Below are 18,535 nucleotides of genomic sequence, written 5' to 3' on the forward strand. Positions count from 1 at the left end.
AAACAAAACTCTTATTATGGAAAATAAAAGATTGTTAAAATCTCTATTTATATTTGTCGGTTCTGTAGCTTTATCAATCTCCGGATTATATGCTCAACAAGGGGCTAACCAATATATCCCTGTTAGTCCGCGACAAACCGTAGAAAGTGGGATTTTCTGGCCGAATGGTCAAATGCTTCCTCATTTTGCAACTCCCGTATTTCAGCTGGATGGATTTGATTTGAAAAAGGCTAAATTACAACCGGAAGAAAAAACAATGATTCTTTCCCTTCAAGGAATAGTCAATAAAAAACGGCCACGTATTTTTTTGTTCGATCATAGTGGTGAAGGTAAAGAGAAATGGCCTCGTCTGTTGAATTTAACCATTCGTGAATTCGAACCTACAGAATATCTGAAATTAGTAGAGAAGTATAAAGATGAACTGAGAGGAGTCATTTTATATGATCGCACGAAGAGTGATCATTATCTGAACCTAGCCTCTACAGTTGCAGGATTGGAAGAAGCGATTCCTGTGTCTCTCCAATTATACGATCGTTTAAAACAACAAGGAATTCTGTTACCTGTTCTGGAAGATTTTACAAAGTTACCATATACTAAATCTACTGAAATCTACGAATATATGTTTCAGAATTACTGGAATAAATGTACTCACCGTTTATTAGTCAGCCTTCCACCTCAACGCGGATTTGTACGTGACATGGCGATAGCTGCGGGAACTGCTATAGTCTGGTTGGACCCACGTATTTGGGGAGAAAACACTGTATTACGCAAATTCCTGAAAACAATGAAACCGGGTGAAAGCATTATTACCGGCTGGTATGCTGAGGAGCGCTCCGGAATAGGACTGGCAGCAGAATATGGACTTTCAACTATTCCATCAGATTTCTATGAGAATGCTACTGTATACGCCGGAATGCAGCAACTGATAAAATATCCGGAAGTCCCAAAGATGCCGGAATTGGAAAATAAGATTTATCTGGCAATCTATCTAAGCGACGGTGACAATGTGCAATATTGTCAACATGCAATGTCTGAATTATGGGATAAGGCAGGAAGAGGCAGTATTCCAATCAACTGGACTATTAGCCCGGGATTGGTGGATTTCGGTCCGGGACTGCTTAATCATTATTATAGTACGGCTACACCCAATGACTTCTTTGCATCAGGTCCATCTGGAATGGGATATTCATTAATCTATGATGCACACAATTATTTATGGAATGCAACATCAGGAACAAATTTTATCCCTTATGCCAAACTGACACAACAATATTTAGAAAAAAGCGGACTGCGTGTGATTACTATCTGGGATGAAGTGAATCAAGAACAAATGGCTGCCTACGCTCACAATTGTCGTTATTTATATGGTTTAACTCAGCAAGATTGGGAATTCCATCCTTACAAAGTTCCAACTTATATTCAAGACCACAGGTTAGCTTTCATCCCCAATTTGCCTTGCTATGCAAGTGGAGTGGATGTTATCTATTCTTTCTGGAAAGATACGATAGCCGGATTTGATGGTTCAAAACCTATATTCTTGTCAGCTCAAGGTGAGTCATGGAAGATGGGACCGGATAATATTGTAGCATTAAAGAAACGTCTAGAAGAATTATCTCCAGGTAATATTGTGATTTGTCGTGGCGATCATTTCTTCAATCTCCATAGTCAGGCCAATTATCTGCCTTTCAATCTGACTCTTTCCCCGAAAATGAAAATTACTTCCAGTAATGCCACTACAAAGGTGAAGACTGCTGCGGACGGAACTCCATGCGAGGGGCATATGTGGATTTCCAAGGAAAAAGGAAATGAGGCATGGATTCAGTTTGATTTTAAGGATGAATATTTAATCAACCGTTATGTAGTACGTCATGCCGGGAATGCCGGAATGATGAAACAATTGAATACCCGGTCTTTCACAATGGAAGTTAGCCGGGATGGTAAGAAATGGACACGTGTAGATTCACAGAAGAATAATACTGCGTCTGTGACCGATGTCGATATTACTCCGGTACAAGGAACATATGTTCGCCTGCAAATACAAGATGCAGGTGAAGATGGAATCGCTCGTATAGGTGATGTGGAGATATACGGAAGTATTTTGGGGAATTAATATAATCTCCTAATTGTGGATCATACTTAAATTCATTTATAGTCAGTCTCCGAAATTTGAGTATGATACCAATTTTCTTAATCAGGAATAGTGAAAAATTAAAGAAGCGGTAAATGAATAAATCCATTTGCCGCTCCTTTTGTCGGAATGAGGCGACTTGCACCTATGTTTTTTGCTCTTTTCTTTGTTTTGCTATTATGAATATAATGTCTTTGATATACAGCTAATTATATTTGTGGATGAAGAAAAGAGAGACAAAGATAAACTAAATAAAATAAAGATTTTGCGGAACAAAAACGGAACAGTGATAGGAATTGTTCCGCTAATTACATACCTTTGTTTTGGATTTAAAAGCAAGTATATGGCAAATGTGAAATTTATTATTCGTGATATGGGTGCTGATAATGAGCAGACCATATACATTACTTCTCGTTTTGGTAGGAATGAGAAATTAATGTACGCTACTCCCTTGAAAATAGAACCTTTGTTTTGGGATGAAAAGAAGGAGCGTGTAAAAAATTCAAAGTACTGCATAAACAAAGATGAAATAAATGCAGCTATTACAACAATAGATGCAAAAGTGAATTCATTTATAGCAGAATCAACGGCAAAAAGTGAGCCAATTACAAAAGAAAGTCTTAGGAGTTTTCTTGATACCTGTTTCGGGAAGAAAGTTGCTGCTGCACATGATTTTCATTCCTTCTTTGCAGAGTTTATTCGATTGTGTGATACAAGAGTAAGCCCGAGAAGAGGTGGGCAAACTATCGACTATAAAACGAAACGAGAATACGCACGAACTTACTACTATATTCAAGAGTATGAGAAGAAGCGAAAAGTAAGATTGGAGTTTCGAAGTATTACTCAGACTTTTTTTAATGATTTTGTTGCTTTTCTGCAAGAATTAGGTTTAAGCACTAATACAATTTGGCATAAAACAGTAAGCCTTAAAGCTGTGATGAAAGCCGCAAATGAACAGGAACTAACTAATAACACAAAATACCAGCTATTCAAAAATGTGTCAGAAGAAAGTCAAGCGATCGCATTAAGCGAGAAAGAACTTGACACAATCGCTCGTTTTGACTTCTCATCTTCTGCCCGATTGGAACGGACACGAGATCTATTCTTGGTTGGATGTTGGACTGGATTACGCTTTTCTGACTTTACTCGTATTCGAGAAGAGAATATAAAAGACGGTATGATTACCATTCAACAACAGAAAACTAATGAATTTGTTACAATCCCCTTGCATCCGGTGTTCCTTCGTATTTGGGAGAAATATAACGGTAATCTTCCAGGGAATATCAGCAATCAAAAGTTCAATGATAATTTGAAAGATGTTTGCCGGGAAGCTGGGCTAACGGAGCATGTAATAAAATCAATTACTAAGGGAGGTCAGAAACAAACAACGATCTATGAAAAATGGCAGCTTGTTTCATCACATACAGCCCGGAGAAGTTTTGCTACAAACTTATATAAGTCCGGTTTTCCAAGCATTAGTATTATGCAGATCACTGGACATAAGACAGAGAGCAGTTTCCTTAAATATATTAAAGTGACTAAAGAGGAACATGCTAAAATGTTAATGATGCACTGGCAAAAGAATGGTAACTTGTTAAAAGTTGTATGATAGCAGTTAAAGAGAATTATTTCACGAAATTACGAATAGTAAAGTAATTGCATATAAATATATAAAACATTATAACTATGGAAAATATTAGAAAATACTATAGAGAGATGAAAAGATTATTAAGCAGGAAACGACTTTCTAATCGCCAAGTTAATATAGAGGCTGCTCAATTAGCAAACATATCTTTAGATGGCATCAAGAATAAGTTATTATCTATGCCAATAAACGTGCGCCCCCAATATGCTAAATTTATTGTAGATGCCATAAATAATGAGGTTTCTATGTTTGAGTACACCATAGAAACAGAATTAGATTATGGCTATCTACTATCACTTGACTTAGATTACTTATATCAACTTGATTATTCTCATTCCTTTCCATTACACATTACTGGAGTTTTTGAAGAATTTGGGATTGAAATAAAGCATGAAATTCAAGAAAAAGATAATTCCTATCATTTTCAAGGCTTGAAACTTGAAAATTATCAATCCAATAATAACACAGAAGTTGAGGTTAATATTTTAGGAAATAGAAAAGAACCAAAGGCTACTCTAGCGCAACAATGGGCTATTATTCGTAACTTAATGGAATGCGCAACAGGTTGGAAACTAACAAACGATTCTAACCAATTAATGTACAACAAAACGGATGTAGCTAAATTCATATCTTTTTTATGTGGGGGGGCCGAAGATCGAATACGGAAACATCTAGAGGATGAATTAGCAGCAAAGGATGTAAACGAAATTCTCCCTTATTTAGAGAACATTGGACTTCATGAAATCTCTGACAGAATAAAGAAAGATGCAAAATAGTGAATTTGGGACGTCCCAAAAGTAGTCCCAACTTTTAAAACGTAAGCAAACTTTGCTCCATAATCAAAAAATAATAAGATTATGGAGCATTTTTTATCTACACAAAATTCAATTCTTATTCAAGGTGTGACTCCTTCCGACCTTGAAAGTATGTTAAGCCGATTACTTGATAAGAAGCTGGCTAGTATTATTGATTCTACACCCAAAGTAGAAAGTACTTCACGTGATGGACTTTATAAGCGTAAAGAGGCTGCTGAAAAGCTACGTATCTCCCTAGTAACATTGGATAACTGGACTAAGCTTGGCATTATTAATGCTAGGAGAATTGGTACACGTATTTATTATACGGAGAAAGATATTAACGACGCTTTGAAAAAGGTATCTAAGTGAGGAAGGGGCATAACTATGGACAAAAAGAAAAAGGAAGCCTCAACGACTTCCAATCTCCTCAACAGCAGGAGCAAAGATAGTAAATCCTCTCGAATCATCCAACAGGTACGATCTATTTTCTTATCAGGTCGAAAGGTAACAGCAAAGGAAATTAACGCTGAAACAAATTCCAACGATGCAAGGCGTGTTATTTCTACACTTCGAAATGATGAAGGCTGGAATATTAAAGACGTTCGTTTAGACAATAACTGTAAATTGTATTGGTTAGAACTGGATGAACGAAAGATGTATATTGGGAAGAAAGGAGGTAGTAATGAGCGAAGCAATAAAGCAGATTGTTAGTGAATTTGAAAAACCTGTGATCGATATTCCATCCGATATAATGATTGCCATTCAAAGTAGCCGTTTGGATTTATCACAAAATATACCCGAACCGCAAATGCTTGTATCAAAAGAAAATCTGCCTGTATGTACCCGGGGAAATTTTTCTTTCGTTATTGGGTTACCCGGTGCAAGAAAAAGTTTTCTATGTTCCGGTATTGCTGGGGCGTTCCTGAATGAAAACGGCTGTATGGGGTTAGACAACCCGAACGGATCTGGTAAGCTGCTTTGGATTGATACAGAGCAAGCACCGGGGCACGTGGCGAAGATCGGTAGGAGACTACACCGCATTGCAGGGCTTACAACTAACATCAATTCAGATAATATCATTATTCACATGTTGAGAGAGTATCAGCCGCCATAAGACATAAAATCTTTTATGCGTGCATGGGTTTATATCATCCCGATTTTGTCGTTCTTGATGGAGTTAGCGATCTAATAGCCGACCCTAACAGTTCAGAGCAATCAACGTCTGTAATTAATGATTTGATGGCATTGACAAAGGAATATGATTGCCACGTTCTGACAGTCATTCACGCCAATGTAGGAAGTGAAAAGGCCCGGGGACATCTTGGATCGGAAGCTTTGCGGAAGTGCGAAACAGCGATTTTTGCAGAGGCTAAAGGAGACGTAACGTTATGCAAATGGGCTAAAACTAGAGATATGCGACCGATGGACTTTGCATTTATGGTTTTGGAAGGGCTTCCTGTTGAAGCTGAATACATACCCATTGAAGCAAAAACGGATAAACTGCAACAGACTTTATCAAGTATCATGCCTCAATATCCAGGAACTATAACCTATTCGGAGTTAAGGCAGAAACTAATGGTACATCTTGGATTGAAAGAAAGAGCGGCAGAAAAGAATGTTACGAAAGCGGTAGAGAATGGATATATTATCAAAAATCAGGTAGCTGTTATCACCTGCCAAAGATTGAAAAAGCTAATGATACACTACCATTTTAATAACCGTTACCGTACCGTACTTTTCTACCGTACTCATCACCCCTTCTATAGAAGGGGGTGAATACGGTTAATACGGTGTACGGCAAAAATACGGTAAAAATACGGTTATTAATACGGTGCTATAAAATTATAAAGATTTCGATTTATGAGTGAACATACATATCACCTACAGAAATACGCTGGAACGAGCACCCGCCACACCTGCCCGCAATGTGGACATAAAGGAGAATTTACTTATTATGTTGATGAAAGAAATGTTCCTATTGATGAATCGTGCGGACGTTGCAACCGGGAACGTTGCGGTTATCATCTGACACCTTCGGAATATTTCAAGGCACACCCGACCGATAAACGAAATGAGTTTACCACATGGAAACAGCCGGAACCACCTAAAGTAATTCCAGTATCTTATTTGCCTTCCTCGTTATTGACAACAGATACATACCGGAGTGAAAACAACCTGTTCCGGTTCATGGCTAAGGAGTTTGGGACGAATAAGACTAACCTGGTTTTTGATATCTACCATGTAGGGACATCTAAGCACTGGAGAAATAACGGAGGCTTATCTACGGCTTTCCCCCAGATCGACGATAAAGGTAGGATATGTCAATTGAAAGTAATGGCTTATAATCCGTACAACGGTAAGCGGATGAAAAAACAGGACCGGGCGGAGATGTGGAGCGACAAAGCCCAAAAGTATGTACCCGATACCAGACCAATGGATAAAATTTGGTTTGCCGGGAAAACACTCCTCAAAAACTATGAAGCCAACTTGCAGCAAACATTCTTCGGTTGCCATTTAATAAAAGCCTCATCCCGGATAGGAATTGTTGAAAGTGAGAAGTCAGCCCTTATATGCTCTATTTTGATGCCTGAAATTACATGGATAACAACAGGAGGCTGTAACGGCTGTAAATGGACAGAAAAAGCCGTTATCAAACCGCTATCAGACAAAAGGGTAGTTTTATACCCTGATAGTGGAATGGTAGCAAAATGGGAAGGAAAAGCTGAAATATTACGCAGTTCTGGAATAGATGTAACAGTTAGCCGGATATGTGAAGGACTATCGGATAATTGGGACGTAGCGGATGTCCTTCTTCGGGAACGGCACGTTCAAAAAGGGATGTCTATCGGTGAAGTAATGGCTTATGCCAAAGAAATTGGAGTTTCCCGACAAATAACTTATAACGTTTGAGTATGGAAACAGAAACAATCTACGGGCAAGTGATAGCGAAGGCAAATAACTATCAAGCCGTACCGGGCAAGGAAGGACAAAAACGGATTATTAAAAATGACCGGATTAGAGAATATGAGAAATCATTTTGCCTACAATGCAGAAAATACCGAGGTAAACGCATTGCTGGACGTTTCAAACTCTTTATTCGTGTTTGGCAAAGTAGTTCACGTTTTGATCTGGATAACGCTTTAAAAACAATCCTTGATTGTCTACAAATGGTTGAGGCTATAACAAACGACAGCCTTTGTTTTGAGATCCATGCGGAAAAACGCATAGACCGACGGAATCCAAGAGTAGAATTTGGTCTGGAAGAGATAAACGAGCAAAAAAATATATTCAGTCCAAATAAAGCGAGCATAAACCACTTTTACCTGCGAGATGAGTAAGAGTACCAAAAAGAATAGATTATCATTTTCGTTCACCTTAAAATGAGCGAGAGCAACATTTAAAAATTATGGAAGTAATTAAAGAATTAGAGAAAGAGTTTATTAAGAACAAAGAGCGATTTGTCCAAATCGGATATAATCCCCAAACTAAAGTTTATTTATACAAGCGTATATTCCCAAGAGGAGCAATCGTTTATGAAGTGTTCAAACGTAGGATAAACAAACGGTTTAACTGTATTAGCTATCCTGGTGGCAATGCCTTTGGTTATTGGGCTTTGACATTTCCTAAATATGAGCAAGCAAAATATTATTTAGATAATGGGTTTATAAAACCTTCGTAGGCTAATTTAAAAAAGAACCATTCAAACAAATGCCATCCAAGCGAGGAAAAGTATTATCGGATAGGCGTTTGTCTAACCGTTGCAAAAGAATTAGATGATAAATATATCGTTCAAACGGGAAAAGTCGCTTAGACGCAAACAGGATGAGAAAACGAGCAAAATAATATGGGATAACATGGGAAAATCCCACATTATAGTACTATTGCTTTTATGTTTTACGGCATGTCTTAAACCTTAAAACAGAGAAAATATAAGCAAATAGAATAAAATAAGGTAAAATGAGATAAAGAAAACAGTAGAAACATACTATATTTGCATTATGAATATTGCAATTAAAATACCAAATGCGGACAGAGACGAAAGGATAGGAAGTGTATTCAATCATCTTTTTTCTGTTATATTGCAGAATGAAATATACGGAGAGGGGGATAATATTATTTGGGATTTCTCGAATACGTCATTTTTTCATCCGTTCTTTTTATTCCCTTTTGCCATATATAGAAGCAAATGTAAAACCAACATTGATTGCAAAAATCTACCCTCATATATGAGAAGTTATTTGAGTTGTGTGCGCTTCTTTGACATGCTTACAATAGAAGATGATGAGGGACTGAAAGAGGCATTAAAAGAGTATTTGGTTAAAAGCTATATTCCTATATGCAGATTCAGTAGATTAAATAAGAATATTGATTCGATGCAGACAATAATTCAATCTGTAGTAGAAAAACAAAAGCAGTTAGATGCAAGGCTGAAAACTCCAATTTCATATTTAATTAGTGAATTAGTTTGCAATATAGACCAGCATTCAGACAGTGAATTTGGTTACATCTATACACAGTATTTAGGCAAGGAGAATAGTTTAGACATTTGTATTGCCGATGACGGGATCACTATATACGGAAGTTATGTAAAAACACAGAAAATGATTGAAGAAATAGGTGATAATGAAGCAGAAGCACTTAAATTTGCCAACGAAGGGTATTCTACAAAGAATCTTCCAGAAGCAGAAAATAGAGGGTTTGGCATATCTTCCACAAAAAGCATGATTGTAGAAGGGCTTGGAGGCGCATTTTTTATGCTATCCGGAGGCGCATTTCATCGACATGATATTAACGGAAGTTCGTATGTTAAGCTTCCAGAATCCATTAGTTGGGATGGTACAGTAATACTTATGAGAATACCGTTAACAGTAAATAATTCTTTTGATTACATGAAATATATAAGGTAGGAGGTAGTATTATGAACGAAATGATTAAACTTTACGATTTGTTTGGAACAGAAATACGTTCACGCTCTAATGCCGATGTATTGCGTGAAAAAATCTTGGATTGTAATATTTCTATTATTGACCTATCGCAAATAACATTTATTTCTAGGTCTTTTGCGGATGAGCTTTGCAATTTGTCTGAAAGCGAGAATATCAAAATTTATAATGCAAAAGGCATTGTAAAAAATATGCTGTCCATTGTGTCTGAAAGCAGAAAGAATAAACGAATAAGGAAAACCGACAATGCCGAGATGAAAGAATTTAGCGATTTCAAAAGCCTTTCTAATTTTTTATCCACAATATCGTAAAATATAGAAGCATGAATTTTGTTGAGCTTGAAATCGTTAGCTTATATTCATGCAAGCATACAACTAAAAAAGGGACACTTTATAATCTGGCGTCCCTTTATTTTATTATGATATCATATTGGTGTGTTTTCAGAATAAGTATTCCTAATAATAGTAAATGAATATAATAACAATATTCTATATCAAGGTTCGTCATTACCAATTAGAACATCTTCATCAAGATATATATTTATATTTTTCCCTTCTTCTAAATAATATACATTTTGTACCCAATTATTTTTTGAGTTCATAAGTATACAGATCTTCACTTTTACTACTTTATCATTAGCTTGAAAAGTCTCAATAGCTCCAGTTTCACATTCTGTCAGCCTTTTATTAGCTATCTTATCACCACTAGAATTATATTCAAAAACAATAACGTCGGCTACAGGTTCAACGCTCCTAAATTCCCAGAATAAAGTATAAGTACTAGGACGTGGAGGTTCTTCATCATCTGATGAACATCCAGTGAAAATAAACATTGGCAACATAACCAATAAAAATAAAATCTTTTCCATTACTGTGTGTCTCATATTATACAATGCGCAAACGTACAAAAAGCCAAAACAAAAAACAAGCCTTGCAGACATTTTCCGATTATAAAAGTGATTAAGAATCACTTTCTATATGCAGAATTCTACAAGTAAAATACAATACGAAATTAGCCTATCTTTAGTTTCTTATTGTCCTGGAATAAAGAATAATACTTTTTTCTAGCATTAGCCTTTTCTTCATCTCGCACTCGCTTTCGTTCCAAATCAATTCTTTTCGCTGATATTGCATCTACCAGTTCATCTACATTTTCCATCTTAGTACTTACGTAAGTTCTTCTATTTAATCCTATTTCTGTCACCATATTACGATCTTGAATTATATTTAATAGCTTATTATATTGACGTTTGGTAGTATATTTATCATATACCCTTTTTAAAGTCTCATCCTTTAGTAACAACTCCAGTTCCTTCTGGTTTATCGCTCCAAACATCCTACATTTTATCATTTCCGATGTTGTTTGGGCGAAATCCTTATCTCCAATTATAGATGAAATCCCCATGTACATAGCCCACATTGCACGATCATCTGCCGTCATGGTATCTTTTAGCTTATAGAGATTACTCATAACTTCCCCGTTCAATAGAACAAAAGAACATTTGCCTAAATCATACCTCATTTTATATTTTTCTACAGTACTAAGTGTATATTTCACTGTATTCGTTTTCAAGTTCAACATATAAAATACTTGGCGTACTCTATACCATTCTAAAACCTGATCGTAAAATGATGGATTCTTTTTACTATAATCATTCAGGTATTCAATCTCTAACTCTGGGGCAAAGTTCTCATTTTCGAAGCGTTATAATCTTCATCATAAGGGAATTCATCCATTTTATCGTATTCCTGTAGTAGTTTATCGGGTAGTTCCTCTATTGATCTATAGATACAATAAACAAAATCTTTGAGAGCATTACTTTCTATTATGTCAATCTTTCGAGACGTACAAAAGATTCCAATATCATACATATCATTGATTGCTTCTTTTTCGTAGATCATACCTCTCAATAGCGATAGAGGTATTAGGATAAAAGGATTTTTATTCATATCTTTGTTTCCGTATTAACAAGAGGACATTCCGTCGTGATGATGTGGTGTCCTCTTTCTGTTTTATAATTGCAAAGGTAAAGAACTGTTTTTCTTATTCAAAAACGAAATAATAAATAGATGTTAAAAATGTACCTCTTAAATAAGTACGTACCTATGTATGTACCTATGTGCGTACCTATACACGTTCCTCATTAATAACTATATTTTTATAACTATATTATTAATAACTATTTCTTAAGGTTACATCATCAATTAAAAATTGACGATGCTCCCACCCAAAAAACATGATAGCGAACAAAAAAAGACACCAAGGAAGTAGATATAAAAACGCCCGCACTGGTTAGCAAACTATATACGGGCGTTCTATTTTATCAAATCCTTATATGTCCTTATTCAGGCTCATAACCTTCGTAATAGTAAGATTGTGTAATACCCTTAAATATCACCTCTCTATCATCACTCTATCGGTTAAGCCTTGTTGTAGCAAAGTACGTAGCTCTAAGTCATTGATAGGGCTTCTTTCCATTGCTTGTAGATATAAGTGTTTATCTATATTTTGCCAATCAACAACCTTTGATAGGTTTTTCCTTAATATCATATCCAGCCAAATACGCATAGTACGGCCGTTCCCTTCCATAAACGGGTGGGCGATGTTCATCTCCACATATTTAGCAATGATTTCCTCAAATGTCGTTTCCGGCATTTTCTCTATTACTGGGATCATCACATCAAGATACATGCAGTTGGCAAAACGAAAGTTTCCCTTTGCTATATTCAAAGTACGTATCTTTCCGGCAAAGTCATACAATCCCTCAAACAGATAGCGGTGTATGTCACACAATCCTTTTACGGTTCCTATCTCGATACGGTCTATATCTCCAGTCTCAAACAAAGCATGAGCTTTTACAAGGCTCAACTTATCTATTTCATTTGTATTCATACTCATTCAACTTTGATATTATAAAACGATTTCCCCGCTTTCTATTCTATTCACCAAATTCCACAAGTCTGATACACTATTGATATTGTAATTGGTATCTCTTATGCGGATCACTCCAATAATACCACCGGAAGAAGGGGTAAACAACTCTGGAACATCAACATCTAAAGCTGATGCAATTTTCTCTAATGTTTCAAGGGTTGGATTTCCATTGATAGCCCGGCTCAAACTCTCTTGCTTAATTCCCATCTTTTCCGCAAGCTGGCTAACTGTGATACCTTTCTCTTTACATACTTCTTTTATTCTCATAATAATGACGCTTTAAGTTATAATTCAATTTATGTGCAAATATAGGAATAAATAACGCAAAAGTTATAATTCATAGTTAAATATAGTTTAAAATATCATTAATATTCATCTTAATGTTTCGTTTTATGATATTAAGAGTTATATTTGTAGCATGATAATAACAATAAAAGTTATAAAGATATGAAACGTTACGATTTAAGCAAGATAATGAGAAGAGCACACCAGTTATTTACTAACGCTCGTGCAAAGTACCCAACATTCTCTGATGCACTCCGCAAATCTTGGAGTATGGCAAAGTTTGATATTAAGATAGCAGAGCAACGTCAAGTGATCGAAGAAGAAACTAAAGTACGTGAAGCAAAGGAACGTGAAGACAGAGAACAGGCAGCAATAAAATCGGTTCTCTTTCATGCACAACTTGAAATGGACCGGATCAAACGTGAAGCTGAGGCTAAAGCGGAACGTATGAAAGCTGAGATAGCAGCACGCAAAGAAGGTATTACCTATAGCGAATATCAAAACCGCATTAGTCGCTCAATGGGATATGGTTGCGGAGCTTATTGCGGTGATTAAAACGAAATTATAAAGCATATAACAAATAATATAAAAATGGAAACAGAACCAAAAGTAATCGCTTTCAAGATAGAAGGTGATAGTATGGACAATGGAAGTTACGAAAGCCTTCCCAAAGGATGTTATGTATTAGTAGAGGCTTATAGTATTGACAACTTTAAGAGTAGTATAACAAGTAGACCGGATGATTTTTGGGTAATTAAGACAAAAGACGGCTACCTAGTTAAACAAGTCACTGATTACATAGAAGGAGTTGCGATAAAATGCCATAGCCTCAACACGAAATATCAAGATTTCATTATCAAGTTAGAGGATATAATCAGTGTTTATCTAGTAACAGCAAGACAAAGTAAGGCTATACGTTACAAGAATTAATAATACACTTGAAAAGTCTATAACGTGCGTATGAAGATAACCGACTTATTCACTAAAAAAGTCTTATCTCATGCGCATGTGTGTAATGAATAGGCAATTTCATAATATTGATATTAGACCAAACAGCAATTACAGGATTTATTTAAAATACTATTATGAACATACACCAAACATCACCCCGAATAGATTGCATCCATTTTGCAAAATGCAGAAAACGTTCTATTGCTTATTGTCGTAGATATGGTCCAATTGAATGTGTTTCGTGTGATCTAGTAAAGCGAAAGCCCAAGAACCGGGTAATAGTCAATGGCGTAGAAAGAAAACTATGTACGCATTGTGGAAAGCTGCTACCACTACATAGATTCTATGATCGAACAATATACCGGAATGGTAAAACATATCATTTAAAAACTTCTTGGTGTCGCTTATGTATGTCAAGAACTCAATGTGAAAGGACCGCTAAAAAGAAAGGCATATTTCCCAGTAAAATTCCCTAAGGAGAAAATAAAAGTGGTAAGGTTTTGGTAAGGGGAAATTCAGGAATTACAGCTTAATAATATATCAAAAAAAAGAGGGAATCGCTTACGGACCCCTCTTTATGGATTTAAAAGCTAATTCAGACACCTCCGAAAGCATTTAGTGCAAAGATAAAAAAACAGAGGCAAATTGTTATGGAATCCTCTAGTTTTATTTTTTTTCTTTTGTTTTGCGGAACAATAACGGAACAAAAAAGGCTTAACTTGCTGAAAGTCAAGCCTTGCGTGTCGGAATGAGGCGACTCGAACGCCCGACCCCTACGTCCCGAACGTAGTGCGCTACCAACTGCGCTACATTCCGCTCACAAAAGTGGTGCCACCAGGAATCGAACCGGGGACACAAGGATTTTCAGTCCTTTGCTCTACCAACTGAGCTATGGCACCTTTCTCGTTTGCGGGTGCAAAGATAAGTATATTTTTTAATACCACAATGACTTAAATGGAAAAAATATCCAAATTCAAGTAAAAGAAGATATGCGGTGAAGAAGAGATACGTAGATATTGTAAATGGAAAAAAGGAGATTGAAATACATAAAATAATCCCATAATAGAATCTATGACTCCATCATGGGATTAAAAGTTTATGAATTATTTATGATTGGTATCCAGCTAAGACGTTGGATTTTTATCCTTGTCATCGACAGAACCGTATGAAGCATTTGAACTTGACGGTGAAGGATTGCTTGATGAAGCGGAACCTCCACCTGTCAGAACTGATGTGCTTGTTTTTGTGCTATTACTAACAGATGCACTATTGCTTGCAGATGCAGTAACTGAAGAAGTAGTTGTGGCGGTTGCACTGACATTAGTAGTAGCTGTTTGTGCCTGTGCTTCCCAATGGAATGGTTCGAATTCTGAGTTCGGGTCAGTCCATGATGGCTTTCTTGAAGAATAAATGATGAATGGAGCCACTACTACAATTAAAGCACCGATAATCAATACGGAGAACCAAACTGTATTGCTACCTGTAGAAATCTGGCTTGGCGGAATGAAACTTAATATGAAAGCAAGCAAAGATCCACAGAATCCAAGTCCACCGATAAACCACATCAGGCTATTGCCATTCTTTCCGATACGGAATGGACGGTTGGCTTTCTTCATGTTGTAGCGGAGGTAGATAGCACCTGAGAACATGAGCAAGTACATGATGAGGTAGAGAATAACTGTCAATTGTGATAGAATTTGGTAGAAGCTTTGCACAGAAGGCATTACAACGAACAGAAGACTCAACAGAGTAACAGCACCACCTTGTATAAACAGGATATTTTTCTGAACACCCAGTTTGTTTGTTTTCTGGAAGAACGGAGGCATGTAACCGGCTTTACCTACGGCAAAGATACCTTTTGACGGACCAGCTACCCACGTTAATACACCTGCTAACACACCAAATGCAAGAGCAATGGCAATAATCGGTGACAACCAAGAAGAGTGGATGTATTGGAAATAGTTATCGAAACCAACGAGCAAACTTTGTGTCAGGTTGATGTCTTTAGCCGGAATGATGATACCCAATGCAAATGTTCCTAGTACGAAGATGATAACTGTGATTAGTGCACCGATAAATACCGCTTTCGGATAGTTCTTCGCTGGGTTTTCTATGTCTTTCACGTGAATACCTCCCATTTCCATACCAGCATAAAAGAGGAAGATACTAGCCGCGAGCACAACGTTGTCGAAGTTCGTGAAGTCGGGGAAGAAACTACTATGGAAGTCCAGGTTGGAGTGTCCGCCTGTTGCTAGATAGATAATACCCAGTATAATCAGCAGTGCTGCCGGAATAATAGTGCCGACCATACCGCCTATTTTGGCCACTTTACCTACCCATCCCATACCTTTTAGAGAGATGAATGTGGCAAGCCAATAGATAATGAGCACAACAGCTAATGTATAGAACTTGTTGCTGGCCAATGCCATATCGTGAGTATCATTCATGCCGATGAAAGCGATAGATACAGCGCCGAATGTCAAAACGGTCGGATACCAAATGGTACTTTCAATCCATTGCAACCAGATGGCAAGAAATCCGATTCTTTTTCCGTAAGCTTCGCCTACCCATCGGAATACACCACCTTGTTTATCCTGAAACATAGCTGCTAGCTCGGCTGCTACGAGTGATGTTGGAATCAGGAAGACAATTGCTGCAAAAAGATAATAAAAAGCCGAGCTCATTCCATAGACGGCTTCGGCTGGCAGTCCGCGTAGGGATACAACTGCCGTAACGTTCATGATAGCTAGGGTAAACACACCTAGCTTCACTGCATTTTTAATATTCGCCATAAGTTAAGGTTTTAAGTGAAAAATATTTTAAAGTCAGTGATTATAACAAGATTCTTTGGGAGATGTTTGCAAATAATAGTTCAAAGTTGGTTAATTAACAAATGTATACTGACGGAACATTCGTTGCTTATTTTTGTTTCTGTACATAATAATATTAGAAACTTTTTAAAATAAACAATTATGAAATCCGCTCTTTCTGATTTTGTATGGGAGAAAAAGGGTATTTATGGCATTCTTCATGTAGTCATTTTGTTGATGTCTCTTTTTCTGGTCATAAGCATTTCGATTGATACTTTCAAAGGCATTCCTTTCTATACACAGACTTCGTATATGAAGGTTCAGCTATGGATATGTATCTGGTTCTTGTTCGATTTTGTGTTGGAATTCTTTTTGGCACAGCATAAATGGCGTTACCTGCGCTCACATTTTATTTTCTTGTTGGTGGCAATACCATATCAGAATATTATAGCATATTATGGTTGGACATTCTCACCAGAGATAACTTATATGTTACGCTTTATTCCTTTGTTAAGAGGAGGATATGCATTGGCTATTGTGGTAGGCTGGCTCACTCATAATAGGGCTTCCAGTCTTTTTGTATCTTATCTGACAATGTTGTTGGCAACTGTTTATTTTTCTAGTTTAGCATTCTTTGTACTTGAGCATAAAGTGAATTCTTTGGTTGTGGGATATGGTGATGCTTTATGGTGGGCATTTATGGATGTTACTACGGTCGGTTCGAATATCATTGCGGTGACTGTTACAGGGCGTGTGTTGTCAGTTGTATTAGCAGCATTGGGTATGATGATGTTCCCAATTTTTACAGTATATGTGACGAATTTGATACAACGTTCTAACGATCAAAAAAACAAGTATTATCAGCAACAAACCACTCAACAAGAACCTGTAGTTCCACAAAGGTAAACGACACCACAAGGACAAACATCACAGCAATCACCAACATAGAAAACTGCATTATAGAAGATAATTACGCTCAAAAAACGATATAGAAGCCTTACTTCATATAATAAATTAGAGGGCGTTATCCTTTTTACAGGATAGCGCCCTCTCTCACGTTAGAAAAATCGAATTTTACTCCCCAACAATGATATGATTATTTCCGAATACGTTCAGACCGAGTTTGTTCATGATGTACTGAATAGCCAGCTGAGCTTTTACAGAGTTGCCGGATCCGTCCAAAGGAGGAGCAAATGCGGAAATACCAAACTGACCGGGTAATACACCCATAACACCACCGCCTACACCAGTCTTGGCGGGAATACCAGAAGTATACATCCAGTCACCTGTGTGCTCGTAAAAACCTACTGCGGCAATCATTGCCGTAATTTTAGGAGACAGGCTGGCATCAAATACTTCTTTTTTAGTAACCGGATTCACACCTGCATTAGCAATTGTACCGGCGGCAATAGATAACTGTAAAGCAGTCACTCCTAAAGAACATTGACGGGTATAGAGTCTAATGACATATCTGGATCATCATAGATACGATTGTAATTCTTCAGCAACCAAGCGATAGAACGATTGTTGAAATTAGTATCTGATTCCGATTTATACAATTCGTCAATCAGTTGAGGTGCACTTCCACATAGGTCGGTAATATTTTGCACGATGGCTTCCCATTTTTTAGCAGAGTCACCAGTCGGTTTCACCATACTACAAGCAGTGATTGCCCCAGCATTTACCAACGGGGTAGAAGGATGATCATTTTCCAACAAGATAGCCATGATAGAATTAAAAGGCAATCCGGTTGCATCGGCTCCGATCTTCTCTAGTATTTCTTTTGCACCGTACTGGCGTAGTGCCAGAATTGCAGTATGTACTTTGGATACGGATTCAATACCGAAGCGGTAATCAGTATCTCCCACGTGAATGGTTTGTCCGTTAAGCAGACAAACACTAATTCCGAAGAGATCTTTGTTTACATTAGCCAGATAAGGAATATAGTCGGCATTCTTGCCGCCTGTATTTGTCTTTACCTGGTCGTATGCTTCCTGAACTATTTCTTGTAATTGGGCAAGAGTTACTTTTTTATTCATAAG

At 37.0% G+C, this 18,535-nt stretch carries 20 protein-coding genes, 2 tRNA genes and 2 pseudogenes; 15 read left to right on the forward strand and 9 right to left on the reverse strand.

The window, feature by feature from the left end:
- The first annotated feature begins 16 nt into the window (after positions 1-16).
- From JCM17102_RS11305 to JCM17102_RS11355, 12 genes are all read left to right on the forward strand, one after another.
- Positions 17-2,110 (forward strand): discoidin domain-containing protein, encoded by a 2,094-nt coding sequence (locus tag JCM17102_RS11305; RefSeq protein WP_025075191.1) that lies wholly within the window; start codon positions 17-19, stop codon positions 2,108-2,110.
- A 361-nt stretch (positions 2,111-2,471) separates the two neighbouring features.
- Positions 2,472-3,737, forward strand: coding sequence for a site-specific integrase (locus JCM17102_RS11310; protein ID WP_025075192.1), 1,266 nt, complete (start codon positions 2,472-2,474; stop codon positions 3,735-3,737).
- A gap of 77 nt (positions 3,738-3,814) precedes the next feature.
- Positions 3,815-4,549 carry a hypothetical protein gene (locus JCM17102_RS11315; RefSeq protein ID WP_025075193.1) on the forward strand — a complete coding sequence of 245 codons (735 nt, stop codon included), beginning with the start codon at positions 3,815-3,817 and terminating at the stop codon, positions 4,547-4,549.
- Between the two features lie 81 nt (positions 4,550-4,630).
- Complete coding sequence (locus JCM17102_RS11320) at positions 4,631-4,939, forward strand: helix-turn-helix domain-containing protein (RefSeq protein ID WP_025075194.1); 309 nt, start codon at positions 4,631-4,633, stop codon at positions 4,937-4,939.
- A 15-nt stretch (positions 4,940-4,954) separates the two neighbouring features.
- Positions 4,955-5,281, forward strand: a complete 327-nt coding sequence (locus JCM17102_RS11325) for a hypothetical protein (protein WP_025075195.1) — start codon at positions 4,955-4,957, stop codon at positions 5,279-5,281.
- On the forward strand, positions 5,253-5,684 hold the full coding sequence (locus tag JCM17102_RS31670) for an AAA family ATPase (RefSeq protein ID WP_245798553.1): 432 nt from the start codon (positions 5,253-5,255) through the stop codon (positions 5,682-5,684). The genes JCM17102_RS11325 and JCM17102_RS31670 overlap by 29 nt, the downstream gene beginning before the upstream one ends.
- Before the next feature lie 23 nt (positions 5,685-5,707).
- A complete protein-coding gene (locus JCM17102_RS31675; RefSeq protein WP_275564391.1) occupies positions 5,708-6,346 on the forward strand; it encodes an AAA family ATPase in 639 nt (212 codons plus the stop codon).
- A gap of 84 nt (positions 6,347-6,430) precedes the next feature.
- Positions 6,431-7,480: a DUF6371 domain-containing protein gene (locus JCM17102_RS11335; protein WP_025075196.1), complete on the forward strand. Its 1,050-nt coding sequence runs from the start codon at positions 6,431-6,433 to the stop codon at positions 7,478-7,480.
- A 2-nt stretch (positions 7,481-7,482) separates the two neighbouring features.
- On the forward strand, positions 7,483-7,908 hold the full coding sequence (locus JCM17102_RS11340; protein ID WP_025075197.1) for a RusA family crossover junction endodeoxyribonuclease: 426 nt from the start codon (positions 7,483-7,485) through the stop codon (positions 7,906-7,908).
- Between the two features lie 68 nt (positions 7,909-7,976).
- Positions 7,977-8,249, forward strand: a complete 273-nt coding sequence (locus tag JCM17102_RS11345; RefSeq protein WP_025075198.1) for a hypothetical protein — start codon at positions 7,977-7,979, stop codon at positions 8,247-8,249.
- 319 nt (positions 8,250-8,568) lie between these two features.
- Positions 8,569-9,477: a hypothetical protein gene (locus JCM17102_RS11350; protein ID WP_025075199.1), complete on the forward strand. Its 909-nt coding sequence runs from the start codon at positions 8,569-8,571 to the stop codon at positions 9,475-9,477.
- Between the two features lie 11 nt (positions 9,478-9,488).
- Positions 9,489-9,824, forward strand: coding sequence for a hypothetical protein (locus JCM17102_RS11355; RefSeq protein WP_025075200.1), 336 nt, complete (start codon positions 9,489-9,491; stop codon positions 9,822-9,824).
- A gap of 182 nt (positions 9,825-10,006) precedes the next feature.
- Here JCM17102_RS11355 and JCM17102_RS11360 read toward each other — a convergent pair whose 3' ends face one another.
- The 5 genes and pseudogenes from JCM17102_RS11360 to JCM17102_RS11380 form a co-directional block, all read right to left on the reverse strand.
- Positions 10,007-10,381: a hypothetical protein gene (locus JCM17102_RS11360; protein WP_025075201.1), complete on the reverse strand. Its 375-nt coding sequence runs from the start codon at positions 10,379-10,381 to the stop codon at positions 10,007-10,009.
- 143 nt (positions 10,382-10,524) lie between these two features.
- Positions 10,525-10,983, reverse strand: a complete 459-nt coding sequence (locus tag JCM17102_RS11365) for a hypothetical protein (protein ID WP_148302052.1) — start codon at positions 10,981-10,983, stop codon at positions 10,525-10,527.
- Between the two features lie 200 nt (positions 10,984-11,183).
- On the reverse strand, positions 11,184-11,414 hold the full coding sequence (locus JCM17102_RS11370; RefSeq protein WP_148302053.1) for a hypothetical protein: 231 nt from the start codon (positions 11,412-11,414) through the stop codon (positions 11,184-11,186).
- Between the two features lie 440 nt (positions 11,415-11,854).
- Positions 11,855-12,405: pseudogene (gene fic, locus JCM17102_RS27325) on the reverse strand (protein adenylyltransferase Fic).
- Between the two features lie 18 nt (positions 12,406-12,423).
- The gene (locus tag JCM17102_RS11380) at positions 12,424-12,714 is read right to left on the reverse strand and encodes a helix-turn-helix domain-containing protein (protein WP_051572887.1); all 291 of its coding nucleotides are present in this window, start codon (positions 12,712-12,714) and stop codon (positions 12,424-12,426) included.
- Between the two features lie 180 nt (positions 12,715-12,894).
- Here JCM17102_RS11380 and JCM17102_RS11385 point away from each other — a divergent pair, with 180 nt between their 5' ends.
- Together JCM17102_RS11385 and JCM17102_RS11390 are read left to right on the forward strand one after the other, a co-directional pair.
- The gene (locus JCM17102_RS11385) at positions 12,895-13,287 is read left to right on the forward strand and encodes a hypothetical protein (RefSeq protein ID WP_025075205.1); all 393 of its coding nucleotides are present in this window, start codon (positions 12,895-12,897) and stop codon (positions 13,285-13,287) included.
- 36 nt (positions 13,288-13,323) lie between these two features.
- Positions 13,324-13,662, forward strand: a complete 339-nt coding sequence (locus tag JCM17102_RS11390) for a S24 family peptidase (protein WP_025075206.1) — start codon at positions 13,324-13,326, stop codon at positions 13,660-13,662.
- A 764-nt stretch (positions 13,663-14,426) separates the two neighbouring features.
- On the opposite strand, the gene JCM17102_RS11395 is transcribed toward JCM17102_RS11390, so the two are convergent.
- The 3 genes from JCM17102_RS11395 to gadC all read right to left on the reverse strand — a co-directional run bounded on the left by JCM17102_RS11395 (position 14,427) and on the right by gadC (position 16,475).
- A tRNA-Pro gene (locus tag JCM17102_RS11395) sits at positions 14,427-14,499 on the reverse strand.
- A 10-nt stretch (positions 14,500-14,509) separates the two neighbouring features.
- Positions 14,510-14,582: transfer RNA gene (locus JCM17102_RS11400), tRNA-Phe, on the reverse strand.
- A gap of 225 nt (positions 14,583-14,807) precedes the next feature.
- A complete protein-coding gene (gene gadC / locus JCM17102_RS11405) occupies positions 14,808-16,475 on the reverse strand; it encodes a glutamine/gamma-aminobutyrate antiporter GadC (protein ID WP_025075207.1) in 1,668 nt (555 codons plus the stop codon).
- 180 nt (positions 16,476-16,655) lie between these two features.
- On the opposite strand from gadC, the gene JCM17102_RS23470 reads away from it, so the two are divergent.
- Positions 16,656-17,399: a potassium channel family protein gene (locus tag JCM17102_RS23470; RefSeq protein WP_033886773.1), complete on the forward strand. Its 744-nt coding sequence runs from the start codon at positions 16,656-16,658 to the stop codon at positions 17,397-17,399.
- 168 nt (positions 17,400-17,567) lie between these two features.
- Here JCM17102_RS23470 and glsA read toward each other — a convergent pair.
- Positions 17,568-18,532: pseudogene (gene glsA / locus JCM17102_RS27330) on the reverse strand (glutaminase A).
- Positions 18,533-18,535 lie beyond the last annotated feature (3 nt).

Origin of the sequence: Bacteroides faecichinchillae JCM 17102, from assembly GCF_000614145.1 — a bacterium.
GTDB lineage: Bacteria > Bacteroidota > Bacteroidia > Bacteroidales > Bacteroidaceae > Bacteroides > Bacteroides faecichinchillae.

Excerpts from the sequence above, each read along its gene's own strand:
- JCM17102_RS11305 (WP_025075191.1), top strand. The coding sequence starts at position 17 with ATGGAAAATAAAAGATTGTTAAAATCTCTATTTATATTTGTCGGTTCT.
- JCM17102_RS11310 (WP_025075192.1), top strand. The coding sequence starts at position 2,472 with ATGGCAAATGTGAAATTTATTATTCGTGATATGGGTGCTGATAATGAG.
- JCM17102_RS11315 (WP_025075193.1), top strand. The coding sequence starts at position 3,815 with ATGGAAAATATTAGAAAATACTATAGAGAGATGAAAAGATTATTAAGC.
- JCM17102_RS11320 (WP_025075194.1), top strand. The coding sequence starts at position 4,631 with ATGGAGCATTTTTTATCTACACAAAATTCAATTCTTATTCAAGGTGTG.
- JCM17102_RS11325 (WP_025075195.1), top strand. The coding sequence starts at position 4,955 with ATGGACAAAAAGAAAAAGGAAGCCTCAACGACTTCCAATCTCCTCAAC.
- JCM17102_RS31670 (WP_245798553.1), top strand. The coding sequence starts at position 5,253 with ATGAGCGAAGCAATAAAGCAGATTGTTAGTGAATTTGAAAAACCTGTG.
- JCM17102_RS31675 (WP_275564391.1), top strand. The coding sequence starts at position 5,708 with ATGGGTTTATATCATCCCGATTTTGTCGTTCTTGATGGAGTTAGCGAT.
- JCM17102_RS11335 (WP_025075196.1), top strand. The coding sequence starts at position 6,431 with ATGAGTGAACATACATATCACCTACAGAAATACGCTGGAACGAGCACC.
- JCM17102_RS11340 (WP_025075197.1), top strand. The coding sequence starts at position 7,483 with ATGGAAACAGAAACAATCTACGGGCAAGTGATAGCGAAGGCAAATAAC.
- JCM17102_RS11345 (WP_025075198.1), top strand. The coding sequence starts at position 7,977 with ATGGAAGTAATTAAAGAATTAGAGAAAGAGTTTATTAAGAACAAAGAG.
- JCM17102_RS11350 (WP_025075199.1), top strand. The coding sequence starts at position 8,569 with ATGAATATTGCAATTAAAATACCAAATGCGGACAGAGACGAAAGGATA.
- JCM17102_RS11355 (WP_025075200.1), top strand. The coding sequence starts at position 9,489 with ATGAACGAAATGATTAAACTTTACGATTTGTTTGGAACAGAAATACGT.
- JCM17102_RS11360 (WP_025075201.1), bottom strand. The coding sequence starts at position 10,381 with ATGGAAAAGATTTTATTTTTATTGGTTATGTTGCCAATGTTTATTTTC.
- JCM17102_RS11365 (WP_148302052.1), bottom strand. The coding sequence starts at position 10,983 with ATGAGTAATCTCTATAAGCTAAAAGATACCATGACGGCAGATGATCGT.
- JCM17102_RS11370 (WP_148302053.1), bottom strand. The coding sequence starts at position 11,414 with ATGATCTACGAAAAAGAAGCAATCAATGATATGTATGATATTGGAATC.
- JCM17102_RS11380 (WP_051572887.1), bottom strand. The coding sequence starts at position 12,714 with ATGAGAATAAAAGAAGTATGTAAAGAGAAAGGTATCACAGTTAGCCAG.
- JCM17102_RS11385 (WP_025075205.1), top strand. The coding sequence starts at position 12,895 with ATGAAACGTTACGATTTAAGCAAGATAATGAGAAGAGCACACCAGTTA.
- JCM17102_RS11390 (WP_025075206.1), top strand. The coding sequence starts at position 13,324 with ATGGAAACAGAACCAAAAGTAATCGCTTTCAAGATAGAAGGTGATAGT.
- gadC (WP_025075207.1), bottom strand. The coding sequence starts at position 16,475 with ATGGCGAATATTAAAAATGCAGTGAAGCTAGGTGTGTTTACCCTAGCT.
- JCM17102_RS23470 (WP_033886773.1), top strand. The coding sequence starts at position 16,656 with ATGAAATCCGCTCTTTCTGATTTTGTATGGGAGAAAAAGGGTATTTAT.